The sequence below is a fragment of the Brachyspira murdochii DSM 12563 genome (genome assembly GCF_000092845.1).
Taxonomy (GTDB): Bacteria; Spirochaetota; Brachyspiria; order Brachyspirales; family Brachyspiraceae; genus Brachyspira; species Brachyspira murdochii.
In genome coordinates, this window is record NC_014150.1 from 790503 (window position 1) to 805594 (window position 15092).

Here is a 15092-nt window from a genome sequence, read left to right on the forward strand (position 1 = left end):
TAACATAAAACAACATTAAAAGTTATATATTAACAGAAAAATGGTATAAGTTATAAGAAGTTATCAAAATTATTATTAGTAATATTATCATAAATAATTTATTTACTATATTAGAATCTATTTTCTTATTTATAAATCTGCCCAATACTCCTCCTAATATACCGCCTGCTATCATTACAATCAAAAAATGTAAATTAACTTTAGAAGCCTCATTATTTGCTATACTTATAAATACACTTGATATTTGAGAAAAAAGTATTATATACAAAGAATTTTGAGCTGCAGATTTTGAATCCATACTGAAGAAAAAATACAAAAATGCTATATTAAAAGGTCCTCCGCCAATACCCAAAAATGATGATAAAAATCCAAGAACAAGCCCTATAATAATACATAAAAATATATTTTGTACATGCAAAGACTTTACTTTTTTATCTCCCATATTTTTTATAGTAAAAATAAATGTGAGTATAGTTAATAGTATTAAAACAGCTGACTGAAAAACTCCCGCAATATTTTCGCTTTGAAAAAAGATAATAACATAAGAAAATGACATCTTACCAAGTATTCCGCCAAGCACACCGCCCAAAGCAAGAGGAGTAGCTATTTTTCCGTTTACAAGACTGTCCCTTTTTATCTTTGAAACTATAAAAGTATACAAACTCATAGAAAGCACTGTACAGGAAGATAAAAAACTTATTTTACTTACCTCCATAATACTTAAAGAATCAAGCACAGGCTTTATTATAACACCGCCGCCTATTCCGCAAATAGCTCCTATAGAGGAAGCAAGTAAACTTACAATCAAAAAAAAGACTATCATTTTTCTATATTAAGATATTCCATCAATCTGTCATAATCGGTATTGAGTATAAGATTCTCTGGAAAATCAATAGATTCAAGCATATCTACTGCATCTTTATGGTCTCCCACTTTATACATAGAATGAGCATCAGAAGTTACTATAATATTTGTTTCATATTTTTTGCAGGCAAGTGCTACTTCTCTGCATATAGGATAACTTCCTTTTCTGACATTAAAAGATGATGAATTAATTTCTATTAATTTATTATATTCTTTGCATAGTTTTACTATATATTCAATATCAAACTCAAATTTCGGATTGCCTACATGACCCAAACAATCAATATCTTTATTTTTTATCACTTCAGCATATCCATTAGTATGCTCACTCTTGTTGATAGGCTGAATAGCATCTTCATGATAAGAAGCTATAACAAAATCCAAATAATTTAATACGCTAGCACTTAAATCTACTTTCCCACTATAATCTATTATATTGGCCTCGCATCCCCTTAATAATCTTACACCATTTATATAATTAGGTAAATTATGCATAGCCTTAAAATGAACAGATTTAGCCCCATCACTTGAAGCAGGACCATGATCTGTAATAGCTAAAGCCAAAAATCCCTTTTCTTTAGCCGATTGCAGCATTTCATTAACTGTACTGTATGCATGCTCGCTTACTATTGTATGGGTATGTAAATCAGCTATTATTTTCATAATAATATACCTATCTGTCTAATCTGAATTTGGCTATTTTTTCTATTAATTCCACAGTATTATCAATGCCTATAAAATCGCTGTTAAAGCAGGCATGATAATTTCTTGCATCTCCCCAAACTTTTCCAGTATAATAATTATAATGTTTGGATCTTAATTTATCTCTTTCTTTTAAGATTTTTTCTATATTAGCACTGTCTAGTTTATAATCATTAACAGCACGCTTGATTTTGCTTTGCATATCTGAATAAATAAATATATTAATACAGTTATCCATTCCTTCTAATACATGATTAGCACATCTTCCAACTATAACACATGAATGTTTGGAAGCTACTTCTTTAATAACATTACTTTGAGCAAAAAACATAGTATCTTGAAGAGATTCGCCGTTTCCAAATACCATATTTCCAGCATAAGAGCCTGATATAGCAAAATTAAATAATGAAGCACCTGTCAATTTCTGTTCATTTTCTTTAATATATTCCGGAGAAAATCCTGTTTTATCCGATGCCATCTCTATTATAGCCTTATCATAAAAAGGTATATCCAGTTTTTTAGCAACCATCTCACCGATATATCTTCCGCCGCTTCCGAATTCTCTGCTTATAGTTATAACAATATTTTTACTCATAATAGACCCCTCACTTATCATTTCCTATTTATATAATAGTTTAGCAATATTAAATATATTTGTCAAATTAAAATGATATCAATTTTAAGAATATATAAAAAACAGTATATCCTTAACAGGTATTTATTAAAAAAAGTCGGAGAAAGTTTTTTCTCTGGCATTTTCATCTTTCATTACGCCTATATCATACAAATATCTAGTAACAGCTAATGAAAAACCACCCTTTATAGGAGTTTTTGGATAAAGTATTATAATAGGTGTTCTTTTTTGAACTGATATCATAACCTTTTCTTCATCAAAAAGTACAGGACCTAAAAGAACCAAATTAATATCAAGAGAAAACTTAGCCGTTACTTTCTTAACTTCTCTATATAAATTTATAGCCCAGTCTATATTTTTTACTTTATTAACTATCAAATACATTTTATCAGTCATATTATTAACATATATCATCTTCATAAGTCTGTAAAGATCAGTTAAAGCTGTAATTTCTGGGTTTGCTACTAGTATAATATCATCAGACATCTCATAAAAACGCATCATAGGCTGAGTAATACCTGCAGCATAATCTATTATAACATAGTCATAATCATTTGCTAAAACTTTTAAATCTTTAGCAAGATTTGACAAATTAAAATCATTTTCAAACTGAACAAATCTTTGTATATTAACACCAGCACTAATAACATCAATACCATATTCACTTCTTATAACACAGTCTTTTAATGTTAAAGTACCTTCAAAATATTCTTGTAATTTAGATTGCGGCTTGACATGAAGTAATATAAATACATTAGAACAGTTAATATCTATATCAAATACTAAAACTTTATATCCTCTTGAGGCTAATTCTGCAGAAAAATTAACTGAACATAAAGTTTTTCCTGCACCGCCTTTACCGCTAGAAAAAGATATTATTCTTCCCATATTATTGTCCTGTATACAATTTTAATACCTGAGCCACTTTAAGTCTGACATTTTCGTCCCAATCTAATATATGCGGCTTCAATGCTTTAATTACAGATATTTTATCGGAATTTTCTACATTTTTTGCCAACTCTTCAAGAGCCTCAAGTCTTTTTTCTACCTCTTCGCTTTCTAAAAGTGCAAAAATTTCTTTCATAGTTTCTTCCTTAAGATTAAAAAGAATCAAATAAACAATACTCTGATTATTAGATAATTATACATCATAAAATATTTTTGTCAAAATATAAAGATTATTTAATTTTAATTAAAAAATATGCTAAAAATAGCATGAACTACATTTGAAATGGTTTTTCTCTAGTAAAATCCGGCAAATAATTTTCAGAACTCTCCATCTCCTGAACCAATAAATTTTCAAAACCCAAATCAAGTGCATAATCTACTACATCATCATACTCTTTTTTGTATAATTTTCTGTTTATATTATCAAAATTTAAAGCCTTAAATTGCGGATTATACTGAGACATTAAAGATATAGTGCTTTTTAAAAATCCTCTCTCCTTTAACTCTATTAATACATCATAAGAATCAGATTCATTATTTGGAAGTATCAAATGTCTTATTATAATGCCTCTCTCAGCAATACCATTATCATTAACGATTAAATCTCCAACCTGACTTTTCATTATTTCTATTGCATTAATAGCGACATTAAAATAATTTTCAGCCCTAGAATACTTTATAGCCTTATCATCAAAAACATATTTTAAATCAGGCAAATATATATCAACTATGCCGTCTAAACAATCAAGTAACTCTTTAGTATCATACCCATTTGTATTATATACTATAGGAAGATTAAGACCCTTCTCTAAAGCAATCTTTAAACCTTTAAGAACTGGATATATAACATGCGTAGCACTTACCAAATTTATATTTAAAGCTCCCTCTCTTTCTAAACTCAAAAAATAATCGGATAATGTTTCTATATTAACAGAATCGCCTACTCCATCATTACTTATCTGATAATTCTGACAAAATACACAGTTCAAATTACAGCTTGAAAAAAATACTGTTCCGCTTCCTTTATCTCCTACAAGCATAGGCTCTTCACCGAGATGGAGTGTGTGTGAAGCAACCTTTATATGATGAGTATCTTCAAAAATTTTGCATCTTCCTATCTTATCTTCATTACGATTTATACCGCATATATGTCCGCAGCATACACAACTGTCATATAGTGCCTTTGCCTTATCTATTGCTGCACCTATATTTTTTAAATGCTTTTCATTATACATATATTCATCTCACTGCTAATTAATATACTTATTCCAAAACTATTTTTATAATTTTTAATATGCTATTTAATTTCAATGCTGCTATTTTCCTTACTAAGCCGGAAGAAAAAAGAACTGCATTTTTACAAATACTAAATAACTATAAACCTCAAAAATTATATGCTGATATGTTTTGAAGTAATTCTATTTAATCAAATTAGAATACTCATATGCAATATTAGCAGCTAATCTGCAATTATTATAAACCAACTCTTTATTAGCTTTCAAGCTCTTATTTTCAGTTACACTATGAAGTTTGGCAAGTATAAAAGGAGTTACATCCTTTCCTGATATTTTTTTATCTTTAGCCTCTTTTACAGTATCATCTATTATTTTATTAATATAATCTTTGTCCATTTCATATTCTTCAGGTATAGGATTGCATACCAATACCCCTCCTTCTAAACCTAAAGACCATTTTGTATTAAGAATATTAGCTATATCTTTGGCAGTATCTACTTTGTAATCTACTTGATAACCGCTGTCTCTAGTATAAAATGCAGGAAATTTATCTGTTTTATACCCAAGCACTGGAACACCGAAAGTTTCAAGATATTCTATAGTAAGTGCCAAATCCAGTATAGATTTTGCCCCAGCACATACAACAGCAACATTTGTCTTACTTAATTCCTGTAAATCTGCCGATATATCAAAAGTATCCTGAGCATATCTATGAACACCGCCTATACCTCCTGTAGCAAAAACCTTTATGCCTGCAAGAGAAGCTCCTATCATAGTAGTTGTTACAGTAGTAGCACCATCTTTTTTCAAAGCCAGCATGGCTGCTAAATCTCTTCTGCTTGATTTTGCTATACTGCTGTTAGAGCCCATATACTCAAGTTCTTCTTTATTTAATCCAACTTTTATTTTACCTTTTATAATGGCTATTGTGGCAGGAACTGCATTATTATCACGTATATTTTTTTCAGAGTTTAAAGCACTTTCGACATTTTCCGGATAAGGCATGCCATGCGATATTATAGTGCTTTCTAATGCAACAACTGCCCTCTTTTCATATAATGCCTCTTTTACCTCTTCGCTAATATCTAAAAATTCATTTAAATTATTCATCAAATACCCCTTTATCTTAATAATTAATTTTTAAAACTTGTACCAAATATATCTTTTATTCTTTTTTCTGCTATATTCAAACTTATATTATCATTAACAGTATATTCACTCTCTAATGCCAGCAATGACATAACGGCAGCAAATTTTACCTTATAATCTAAACTGTAATTGTGAAATATAGAATAAGTAATACCAGCCATAAAAGCATCTCCAGCTCCAGAAGTATTAACGATATTTATTTTAGGCACTCCTAAATGATATGCTTTGTAATCTTCGTTTGTACCGTAACATATCCCTAAAGCTCCGAATGTTATATATATCTCCTTAACTCCTTTGTCCAAAAATATTTTTACAGCTTCTTTACCTTCATCTATAGTATTTATATCTCTGTCAAGCAGAAATGATGCTTCATTTGAATTAATTTTTAAAGCATAAATATGATTTTCAATCCCCTTTATATGCTCTGCCTTTTTTACTGATACTGCATCGCTTATCAATTTTTTATTAGGAAAATTATTTATTAAATACTCAAATATATTCCTTCCCATAACAGCATCTATGGTGATTAATTTTGCATTCGCTATTGTTTCATGAATACTCTCTAAATATTTAATATCAATATTTTTATCAAGGGAATCCATATCTGATACTGCTATCTCCATATCTTTATCATTATTCATAATGGCTATATATGAAGTAGAGCTTCCTTTTCTTACAATATATGAAGTGTCTATACCCAATGACTTTATATTATCAAAAAGAATATCTCCAAAAATATCATTTCCAATGGAAGTAACAAATTTTATATTTTTAAGCCCAATATTTGATAAATTATTAACAATATTTCTTTCAACTCCGCCTGCACATACATTTATCTTACCTGGATTGGATTCTTTTAAAAGTATTCTTCCTTTAGAAAATCCCTGTATATCAATATTTGAACCGCCAATAGATAATATATAATCTTCCATTTTAATGCCCTTAACTCATTTCTACCCTGTCTAAAATACTTCTTGCAAGAGACCTAGAATCGGCATTTTCTATATCACTTGACAAAGATATTCCATAAGTAATTCTTGTTACTCTGCCTGTATAATTATTATCTTTTAATAATTTGAATATATATCCTGCTGTAGTATCCGCTTCTAATGAGGCACTGAAAGCTATCATTATTTCATCAATATTTTCAGTATTAACTCTCTCAATAAGCTCTTTTATCCTTATATCACTTATACCTATACCTTTAAGAGGTGCTATAAGACCGCCTAATACATGATACACTCCGTTATACTCTTCTGTTTTTTCTATTGCAAGCATATCTGGATAAGTCTCTACAACACATATTTTATTATGCTCTCTTTTATCATTAGAACATATATAACAAATATCATTATCACTCAAACTATAACATTTACTGCATAATTTTATATTGTCATGGAGAGTATATAATGTATCAGCAAACTCTTTTAAATACTCTTCATCACAGTCAAATAAATATAAAGCAAGACGCATAGCAGTTCTGCCGCCTATTCCCGGAAGCCTTGATATAATCTGAGTAAGTTTATCCAATGACTGTATATTATTCAAATTCATTATTCCTTATTATTATTTTCATCATCTTTATCATTCATCTTGTTCATCATATCATTCATTTTTGAAATCATATCTGGTGTTATTGAATCCAAAGATATATTTAATTTACCGTCTTTATATTCTACAGATGTCATTTTGCTAATATCATTAAACATTTGACTCATATCTCCCCAATTCATATTAAAAGGATTAGCATGTTTAGGTTTTTCTTCTGAATTATTATTAGCTTCTTCATTATTGCTGCTATTATCTAACTTTTTATTTAATTCTTTTACTTTATGAAAAGCTTCATTAATACTTGAAACTATCATCTCTTCCAATAATTCTTTTTGATCTTTTGAAAGAAGGCTATCATCTATATTAAAATTAGACATCTTGTATGACTTGTCCATATTAAAAGAAACTAAATTTCCAGCTGAACTGTATTTTATAGTATTTTCAGACATAAGTTTTACTCCGCAAAAATAAAATTATTACTATAATATATATTCTTTTTAATAATTTATCAATAAAAATTAAATATAGTGCTTATTGCTAATTAATTATTATTTTATAATTTAATGCTCAAATCAATTTATAACAAATATTAGTATTTAATCATTATAAATAAGTATATTACCAAATTTGACTTTTTTAGTTTATAATATATCATCATTAAAGAGGTTTAAAAAAATTGTATTAAAAGGTCTGCATTTTAAATGAAAAATATTATATTTACACTATTTTTCCTTATATTTTCATTTACATTATTTCCCCAGCAAATGAATAGAGAAATAGGCAAAACTTATACTAAAGAAAATATTGCCGTTTTTGAAATAGAAGATAGCTCAAGCAGATATTCTCAAGGCTTAGGCAAACAGCTTACAGCGTTAATAGAAGATTCATTAACCAAAATGAATAGATTTAATATTGTAGACAGAAAAAATTTAGATAAATACCTAAAAGAAATGGAACTTCAATTAACAGGCATAACAGAAAGTCAGGTTATTGAAGTGGGAAAGATATATGGTTATTCAAAAGCTGTAAAAGGAAATATAGTAAATGCTGATGTAAGTTATAACTATGACAGTGATACTGGAAGCGGAAGCCTATACGGACAAGTAGAAATGGTGCTTCAGATAGTGGATGTAGAAACTACTAAAATTATGTATTCTTCAAAACTTCAAGGAATAAGCTACTACTCTACTACTTCATATCCTTCATATTCTTTAAGACAAACGGCTATTAATGATGCCTGCAATGATTTGGCTGCTAAAGTAGAAGATAAGATGAGAGAGATATTTAAGATAACATTAACTATATCTGATATTATAGGAAAAGATGTTATCATACTTGCCGGGAGAAATCAGGGTATTGATGCTAAAACTAGATTTAAAGTATATTCAAAAAAAGATGATATAACTTTACCTTCTGGAAATGTTATAAAAGGCGGATATGATTATAAAGGAACTTTAAGAGTAAAAGAGCTAGGAAGTGATTATTCAGTACTAAAAATATCGAGAGGAAGAAATATACAGGCTGGTGATATTGCAAGAGAAACTATTATAGGAGACTTTATAGCTGGTATATCATTAAATTATGCTTCATATAATATTAAATCTTTTAACACTACATATGAAAGTACAGTAAGACCAAATAATGGAAAATTAAAAATTTCATTAAATGAAAATAAATATGCTTTGGGGCTTCATCTAAAAATCGGATATAATGGTATTAGATTTTCTCCAAATATCAGCCTTGGATTATTATTCGGTGATTTTTTTAAGTCTAGTTATGCTGTAGATACTAGATTTAATTTTGATATTAATATAAATTTATATCAGGAAGTTTTAAGATTGGTTATTACGCCGTATGTTGGTATGGGTATATCTTTTACTACTATAGGAGAAGTATACGGAGGAAATTATTTTATAGACAACTATACTTATCTTAAAAATGGTGCTAAAATAGATTCAAGAGATATTATGTTTGGTATAGGGGCTATAGCTTCAATACAATATAATATTACCGATACTATAGGGGTTAATTTAGGCGTTGGATACAGATTTTACACCAATCCTATAAATTTAGGTATATTCAGCGATAAAACAGAAGTTGCTTTGCCTGAAAAAATTAAAACAGTTAATCTTACGGGATTAGAATTTACACTAGGAGCATATTTGTTACTATAATGGAAATAAAGATTATCACTATACTGCTTATTATTTCAAACACATTCTTCGGAGCTTTCTATTTTTCTGACATTTCAAAGGAATATAATACCAATGATAATACAGCAAAAAAAGAAATAACTGAAACTAATGAAGAGTTAAAGTCCGAATATAATATTGATACCAACAGTATTAATTCTGTATTCACAATGGAAGGAAATAATATTATAAATCAAAAAGGAGTAAACAGCTCTCCTGTTATGATGGAAAATACTTATAAAAGCAATCCTTTCAGATATACAGAAGTTACATTTATACTTACAGCATTTTTCTCGTATACATATGCAACATATTTGGTATTCGGATTAGATTCTTTAGAAACTGCCAATGTCGTCCCTTCTACCACTGGAAGAAACAGATACAAAAGTTTATGGATATCAGCTACAATATTTGAAATAACAGCTGCGGTGTTCTGCGGGGCTGCAGTTGCTTATGACAGCTATCAAAGGGTTTACGGCAAAAAGAAAAATGAGGGATTTAGTTTTAACTTTGTGCCTTATTATGAACCTTTCTATAAAGATGCAGGATTTGTATTTTCTTTAAGTCACCCTTTATAAAAAACAGCTTTTTTTCTTTTGAGTTTTGGAAGTATATTTTTATTTAAAAGTATCAGATAAAATATAAAGCATAATACAATCATTAATGCCAGTATTAAAGCACCTTTTATATTAATATAATTGTCATTATCATATGATTTTTTGCTGTTATTATCTGAAACAGAGGAATCTGATGTATTTTCTTCATCTTTTATTATCTTTATGATTTTTTCATTTTTAGTGCCGTCTAAATAACCGAAAGTTTTTGCATATGATAAAATATACTCTCTGTCTGTTTTTAATCTAACTATATTATTAGAAATTTGGCTTTTTCTTCTATTGAGTTCTTCTACTTTCTCTTTCTTATTCTCTATGAGAGTTTTTTGATTGTCTAATGTAAGAAAACCTTTAGAACTAAAAACAAATACATATACCGTAAAAGCAATACCTGCTAATATGATACAATAAAATATTTTAGAACTTATTCTTACATTAAAATACATAGACTATAACCTTATTAAGATACAAATTATTATCGGGAAGTAATCTATTAAAATTAATACAGTTTTTATAGAATATATTATAATAATGTATATATATACAATATTATAATATATTAAAATACAGTTTTACATATAACTTATATCTTAAATAAAAAATTTATGTAATACAAATATTTTTAATAACTTTATTATATAATTTCAAATATTTATATTGAGCTTTTATTATTATAAAATATAATAACATTATTAACTAAAGGACTAAAAAAATGAACATTCTAGTTATAAACGGAAGCCCTAAAGGCAATAACAGCATAACTTTACAAACTTTATTATTCTTAGAAAAAGTATTTACAGAACATAAATTTTTATTTTTAAACGTTGGGCAAAAAATAAAATATTATGAAAAAAACTTTAACGAGATAAAAGAAGAACTTGAAAAAACAGATGTAATTATTTTTTCCTATCCTGTATACACTTTTTTAGTACCATATCAGCTGCATAGATTTATAGAATTACTAAAAGAAAATAATATTAATATAAAGAACAAATTTGCAACGCAGTTTTCTACTTCAAAGCATTTTTATGATATTACAGCACATAAATTTATAGAAGAAAATTGTTTAGATTTAGGACTAAAATATATACGAGGGCTTTCTGCTGATATGGAAGACCTTATGAAAAAAGAAGGTCAGGAAGATGCGGTAAACTTTTTTAATTATTTAATTTTTTGTATAAATAATAATCTAAATTACATAAATGCATCAAATAAAGCATATACAAAAGAAAAAATTATATATAATAGAAAATATACTAACAATTCAAAAGAAAAAGATACTTCAAAAGATGTTTTAATACTAACTAACTGTGCTAAAAATGATGAAAGTTTAAGAAATATGATTGAAGATTTTAAAATAATATTTCCTTATAAAACTAGAGAAATAAATATAAGAGAATACAATTTTCATGGGGGCTGTCTTGGCTGTTTCGGCTGTGCTATTACTGGCAAATGTGTTTATAAAGACGGATTCGATGATTTTTTAAGAAACGAAATACAGAAGGCTGATTCTATTATATATGCTTTTACAATAGAAAATCATTATACACATTCGAGTTTTAAAATTTATGATGACCGGCAATTCTGCAATGGACATAGAACTGTTACAGAAGGTATGCCTATAGGATATATAATAAGCGGAGATTATGAAAGAGAATATAATTTGCAGACACTTATAGAATCACGCTCTGAAGTTGGAGGTAATTTTCTCACTCATATTGTATATGATTATAATGATGATGCCTGCAATGAACTTTCAAAGTTATCATCTATAATGAAATATGCTATGGATAATAAATGCACTCGTCCTAAAAACTTTTATGGTGTTGGCGGCATGAAAATATTTAGAGATTTAATATACATAATGCAGGGACTTATGAAAGAAGATCATAAATACTATAAAAAACATCATATTTATGATTTCCCTCAAAAACAAAGAATGAAAATGCTTCAGATGAAATTAGTAGGAGCTTTAATATCAATTCCTTCTATGCAAAAGAAAATGAAAAATAAAATGAATGAATATATTTTAATGCCGTATAAAAAAGTAATAGATAATGCTAATATGAAAAATATTAAATAATATAAAAATATCTATAATTAATAGAAGTTAATAGATAAAAATAATATTCTATTAACTTCTATATTTTTTAATAATTATTATTTAGAGCAAAATGTTATTTGCTGATTTAAATATTTTTTATTTTGTATCTCATCAACAAAAGCTATAGCATAATCAGCATAACTTATAGCACTTTCACCTTTAGAATTAAAAAGTAATTCATTATGTCCTATATTATATTGTCCTGTTTTTTCTCCGTCAGCTTGGAAATCAGCAGAAGGAGATATATACGTCCATAAAACATCTTTTTTACTTTTTAATATATCAAATGCCTTAATAGAACTTACAGCTACACCCATAAAAATATCTGGAAAATCAGGAGTATCTTTTAATATCATAGTATGCTCTTTGTTTACATATAAACTTGAAGCACCTCCTATTACCATCAATCTAATATTGGTATTGGCTAGTATTTTACATAAATGCTCCATAACTAATGAATGCTTATCAAGTTCTTTTTCCTCCCACACTCCGAATGCACTTACTACAGTATCGAATTCTTTCAAATCATCTTTTGTCAAATCGAATAAATCTTTTTCTATAACTTTTGCTTTTGAATTATTTATTTTTGTTTTATCTCTTACTATGGCTGTAACATCCAGCCCTCTTTCTAATGCCTCATTCATGATTAATTTTCCGGCTCTTCCGTTTGCTGCTATTATTGCAATTTTCATTTTAATTCTCCTTTTTATGTAAAATATTTTCTTTAATTAAAGAGTTGTAATAGCTATTATTACAATAATAATAACATGTTTTAGTTGTAATGTCAAGTATTACAACTAATTTTTTTAACTTTTATATATTCTAATACTTTAGATATATCATCATTTATACATATAGAGCGTTCTTTCAAATTATCAGGTGCATATGAATCATTCAAATTTACAGATGCATAAATAGAGTTTTCATTTTTTAAAGCCATATCCCAAAAAGAATATTTTATTATAGCAGGTGTATTATAACCTACCCCTAATTCTAAAAATAATATATTTTTATTTTCTGCTTCATCTAAGAATTTTTTATATCTATCCATAGAATTATACCAATTATCATCTTGCACAAAAGTATTATCGCATCTTAAATTCATTGTCATATTTTTACCGCAATGAGGACATTTTGGTATAAGTTCTTTTGATATTTTTAAATCTTTTCTTGACTTTACCATCTCTCTTATTTGTTTTTCATTATAAAAAGTTTCTTGTCGGCATGGAACAGAGCATTGAAAAAGAGAATAGTCTCCCTGAACTTTGAATAATTTTTCTTTATCAAATTTTGCCTCTTCAAATCTTCCGTCAACATTAGTAGTAATAACAAAATAATTTTTATTTTTTATTATTTCTAATAGGTTTAAATGAGTTTCATCTGCTGGTATATCGTATCTATTAACATATACAAAAAGAGAAAAATATCCCCAAAAATCTTCTAAAGTAGGATACTTATAAAATCCTGCACTATACATATCAGTTAAACCGTATCTATCTTTATATTCACTGAAATATTTATTGAATCTCTCTCCGTCATAAGGAAATCCAGCAGAAACAGAAAGTCCTGCTCCTGCACCTATTAATATATAATCTGATTTTTCTATACTTGATTTTAATTTTTTTATTAATTCTAATTTATCATTCATTCGTAATTCTCCTAATTATTTTAAAATATCATAATAAAGTTCATAATCCAAATCTTTAAATACATTAAATACTATCTTTATATCATATTTACTATTATTCAAAAAATCTTTTACAGCATTTACCGCTATCTGAGAAGCCTCTTTATTTGGAAACTTAAACTCTCCTGTAGATATACAGCAAAATGCTATGCTTTTTATATTATTCTCTTTTGCAGTTTCTAAGCATGATTTATAACAATTATATAAAAGCTCCTCATCTTTTTTTGAAACACTGTTCTGTATTATAGGTCCTACTGTGTGAAGTATATATCTGCTTGGTAAATTGAATGCTTTAGTTATTATACATTGACCACTATCCTCAGTTTTTCCTTTCATTATATTATTTAGGCATAATCTTAATCTAGTACCAGAAGCACTATGTATGGCATTATCTATGCATTTATGAAGAGGAATAAAACAGCCAAGCATAGAAGAATTAGCTGCATTAACTACAGCATCTATATTTAATGTTGTTATATCTCCCTGCCATAAATATAAATTATCTCTTATAGGTTTTATATCTTCTATATTTGTTATTATTTTCTTTTTTAATCTATCCTGTAAATATTCATCTTCTATTTTAAGATACTCTTCGCTTATACCATTAGGAAGTCTTATATTCATTAAATATCTGAAGTAGTTATAGGCTACTTCTTCATTATTCTCTTTTAATGCTTTTTCTAATTCTATATCATATTTATAATTACCTTCTTTAATAAGATAATCTATTAAAAATAATAATTTATTCATACTCTCTCCTTGTTGTAAATTTCAATATTACAATAGTACTATACTATAATTGTAATGTCAAGTATTACAATAAGGTTTTAATTTTTTTATTCAGTTTTGACATATTGCATCTAAGTACTCATCAATTTCTTAAAATATGACATATGTATATCATAATTTAATAGAGTATATTCATTTAATTCCCAAAATTATTATATTTATTAATTTCTAATTGGATTTTTCTAAAGTTAATTCACTATTACAAAAGTCATAAATTTTTTGTGCCCGCAATTGTATGTACTTTAAACTACTCCATCTATCTATACCAAGATGAAAAAACTGGTCTATAAACTCTCTTAATATGCTTCTTATTATATAGCAGCTATTTTGATATTTTCTTTTTCTAAGAGCATTTTTAGTCTACAATATTTATTATAGACTTCTATTACTTTATTAATCATCTTTTTTCTTTTTAACTTTATATAGTCCTTTTATTCTAATTTCTTCTTCCAATAATAATATGTTCTAATACTAATATTAAATTTTAAAGCCTGTACTCTTTTATTTTTAGCTTTATTAATAATTAATAATATCTTTTTTATAATTTGTATTATATTGTTTCATAGGTATTCCTTTTTGTTTATTTGTGGTAATTTAAATTATAAGGAATACCTTCTTTTTTT

Annotated in this window: 17 protein-coding genes; 3 read left to right on the forward strand and 14 right to left on the reverse strand. The window is 27.2% G+C overall.

The window, feature by feature from the left end; all coding sequences use genetic code 11:
• Window positions 1–22: 22 nt before the first annotated feature.
• The 10 genes from BMUR_RS03310 to BMUR_RS03355 form a co-directional block, all read right to left on the reverse strand.
• Window positions 23–823, reverse strand: coding sequence for a sulfite exporter TauE/SafE family protein (locus BMUR_RS03310; protein WP_013113182.1), 801 nt, complete (start codon window positions 821–823; stop codon window positions 23–25).
• On the reverse strand, window positions 820–1527 hold the full coding sequence (locus BMUR_RS03315; protein WP_013113183.1) for a phosphatase: 708 nt from the start codon (window positions 1525–1527) through the stop codon (window positions 820–822). Before BMUR_RS03315 ends, BMUR_RS03310 begins: the two co-directional genes overlap by 4 nt.
• A gap of 10 nt (window positions 1528–1537) precedes the next feature.
• Window positions 1538–2161, reverse strand: coding sequence for a cytidylate kinase-like family protein (locus BMUR_RS03320; RefSeq protein WP_013113184.1), 624 nt, complete (start codon window positions 2159–2161; stop codon window positions 1538–1540).
• 126 nt (window positions 2162–2287) lie between these two features.
• The gene (locus tag BMUR_RS03325; protein ID WP_013113185.1) at window positions 2288–3088 is read right to left on the reverse strand and encodes an AAA family ATPase; all 801 of its coding nucleotides are present in this window, start codon (window positions 3086–3088) and stop codon (window positions 2288–2290) included.
• Window position 3089: 1 nt separating this feature from the next.
• The gene (locus BMUR_RS03330) at window positions 3090–3284 is read right to left on the reverse strand and encodes a hypothetical protein (protein WP_013113186.1); all 195 of its coding nucleotides are present in this window, start codon (window positions 3282–3284) and stop codon (window positions 3090–3092) included.
• Between the two features lie 136 nt (window positions 3285–3420).
• Window positions 3421–4383: a radical SAM protein gene (locus BMUR_RS03335; protein WP_013113187.1), complete on the reverse strand. Its 963-nt coding sequence runs from the start codon at window positions 4381–4383 to the stop codon at window positions 3421–3423.
• A 183-nt stretch (window positions 4384–4566) separates the two neighbouring features.
• A complete protein-coding gene (locus BMUR_RS03340) occupies window positions 4567–5493 on the reverse strand; it encodes a pseudouridine-5'-phosphate glycosidase (protein WP_013113188.1) in 927 nt (308 codons plus the stop codon).
• A 23-nt stretch (window positions 5494–5516) separates the two neighbouring features.
• Window positions 5517–6464, reverse strand: coding sequence for a carbohydrate kinase family protein (locus BMUR_RS03345; protein WP_013113189.1), 948 nt, complete (start codon window positions 6462–6464; stop codon window positions 5517–5519).
• Between the two features lie 10 nt (window positions 6465–6474).
• Window positions 6475–7080, reverse strand: coding sequence for a recombination mediator RecR (gene recR, locus BMUR_RS03350; protein ID WP_020005639.1), 606 nt, complete (start codon window positions 7078–7080; stop codon window positions 6475–6477).
• 5 nt (window positions 7081–7085) lie between these two features.
• On the reverse strand, window positions 7086–7532 hold the full coding sequence (locus BMUR_RS03355; RefSeq protein WP_013113191.1) for a YbaB/EbfC family nucleoid-associated protein: 447 nt from the start codon (window positions 7530–7532) through the stop codon (window positions 7086–7088).
• A 252-nt stretch (window positions 7533–7784) separates the two neighbouring features.
• Here BMUR_RS03355 and BMUR_RS03360 point away from each other — a divergent pair, with 252 nt between their 5' ends.
• The gene (locus BMUR_RS03360; protein WP_013113192.1) at window positions 7785–9257 is read left to right on the forward strand and encodes a CsgG/HfaB family protein; all 1473 of its coding nucleotides are present in this window, start codon (window positions 7785–7787) and stop codon (window positions 9255–9257) included.
• Window positions 9257–9853, forward strand: a complete 597-nt coding sequence (locus tag BMUR_RS03365; protein ID WP_013113193.1) for a hypothetical protein — start codon at window positions 9257–9259, stop codon at window positions 9851–9853. The genes BMUR_RS03360 and BMUR_RS03365 overlap by 1 nt, the downstream gene beginning before the upstream one ends.
• Here BMUR_RS03365 and BMUR_RS03370 read toward each other — a convergent pair.
• Window positions 9841–10335 carry an FtsB family cell division protein gene (locus tag BMUR_RS03370; protein WP_013113194.1) on the reverse strand — a complete coding sequence of 165 codons (495 nt, stop codon included), beginning with the start codon at window positions 10333–10335 and terminating at the stop codon, window positions 9841–9843. The genes BMUR_RS03365 and BMUR_RS03370 overlap by 13 nt on opposite strands.
• Before the next feature lie 266 nt (window positions 10336–10601).
• On the opposite strand from BMUR_RS03370, the gene BMUR_RS03375 reads away from it, so the two are divergent.
• Window positions 10602–11972 (forward strand): NAD(P)H-dependent oxidoreductase, encoded by a 1371-nt coding sequence (locus tag BMUR_RS03375; RefSeq protein WP_013113195.1) that lies wholly within the window; start codon window positions 10602–10604, stop codon window positions 11970–11972.
• A 77-nt stretch (window positions 11973–12049) separates the two neighbouring features.
• Here the strand turns inward: BMUR_RS03375 and BMUR_RS03380 are convergent, their stop codons facing one another.
• From BMUR_RS03380 to BMUR_RS03390, 3 genes are all read right to left on the reverse strand, one after another.
• Complete coding sequence (locus BMUR_RS03380; protein WP_013113196.1) at window positions 12050–12685, reverse strand: NAD(P)-dependent oxidoreductase; 636 nt, start codon at window positions 12683–12685, stop codon at window positions 12050–12052.
• A 92-nt stretch (window positions 12686–12777) separates the two neighbouring features.
• Window positions 12778–13641 carry an SIR2 family NAD-dependent protein deacylase gene (locus BMUR_RS03385; RefSeq protein ID WP_013113197.1) on the reverse strand — a complete coding sequence of 288 codons (864 nt, stop codon included), beginning with the start codon at window positions 13639–13641 and terminating at the stop codon, window positions 12778–12780.
• Between the two features lie 15 nt (window positions 13642–13656).
• Window positions 13657–14430, reverse strand: a complete 774-nt coding sequence (locus BMUR_RS03390; protein WP_013113198.1) for a protein-ADP-ribose hydrolase — start codon at window positions 14428–14430, stop codon at window positions 13657–13659.
• Window positions 14431–15092 lie beyond the last annotated feature (662 nt).

Excerpts from the sequence above, each read along its gene's own strand:
- BMUR_RS03365 (WP_013113193.1), top strand. The coding sequence starts at position 9,257 with ATGGAAATAAAGATTATCACTATACTGCTTATTATTTCAAACACATTC.
- BMUR_RS03325 (WP_013113185.1), bottom strand. The coding sequence starts at position 3,088 with ATGGGAAGAATAATATCTTTTTCTAGCGGTAAAGGCGGTGCAGGAAAA.
- BMUR_RS03390 (WP_013113198.1), bottom strand. The coding sequence starts at position 14,430 with ATGAATAAATTATTATTTTTAATAGATTATCTTATTAAAGAAGGTAAT.
- BMUR_RS03380 (WP_013113196.1), bottom strand. The coding sequence starts at position 12,685 with ATGAAAATTGCAATAATAGCAGCAAACGGAAGAGCCGGAAAATTAATC.
- BMUR_RS03330 (WP_013113186.1), bottom strand. The coding sequence starts at position 3,284 with ATGAAAGAAATTTTTGCACTTTTAGAAAGCGAAGAGGTAGAAAAAAGA.
- BMUR_RS03370 (WP_013113194.1), bottom strand. The coding sequence starts at position 10,335 with ATGTATTTTAATGTAAGAATAAGTTCTAAAATATTTTATTGTATCATA.
- BMUR_RS03310 (WP_013113182.1), bottom strand. The coding sequence starts at position 823 with ATGATAGTCTTTTTTTTGATTGTAAGTTTACTTGCTTCCTCTATAGGA.
- BMUR_RS03385 (WP_013113197.1), bottom strand. The coding sequence starts at position 13,641 with ATGAATGATAAATTAGAATTAATAAAAAAATTAAAATCAAGTATAGAA.
- BMUR_RS03340 (WP_013113188.1), bottom strand. The coding sequence starts at position 5,493 with ATGAATAATTTAAATGAATTTTTAGATATTAGCGAAGAGGTAAAAGAG.
- BMUR_RS03315 (WP_013113183.1), bottom strand. The coding sequence starts at position 1,527 with ATGAAAATAATAGCTGATTTACATACCCATACAATAGTAAGCGAGCAT.
- BMUR_RS03360 (WP_013113192.1), top strand. The coding sequence starts at position 7,785 with ATGAAAAATATTATATTTACACTATTTTTCCTTATATTTTCATTTACA.
- BMUR_RS03345 (WP_013113189.1), bottom strand. The coding sequence starts at position 6,464 with ATGGAAGATTATATATTATCTATTGGCGGTTCAAATATTGATATACAG.
- BMUR_RS03355 (WP_013113191.1), bottom strand. The coding sequence starts at position 7,532 with ATGTCTGAAAATACTATAAAATACAGTTCAGCTGGAAATTTAGTTTCT.
- BMUR_RS03320 (WP_013113184.1), bottom strand. The coding sequence starts at position 2,161 with ATGAGTAAAAATATTGTTATAACTATAAGCAGAGAATTCGGAAGCGGC.
- BMUR_RS03335 (WP_013113187.1), bottom strand. The coding sequence starts at position 4,383 with ATGTATAATGAAAAGCATTTAAAAAATATAGGTGCAGCAATAGATAAG.
- BMUR_RS03375 (WP_013113195.1), top strand. The coding sequence starts at position 10,602 with ATGAACATTCTAGTTATAAACGGAAGCCCTAAAGGCAATAACAGCATA.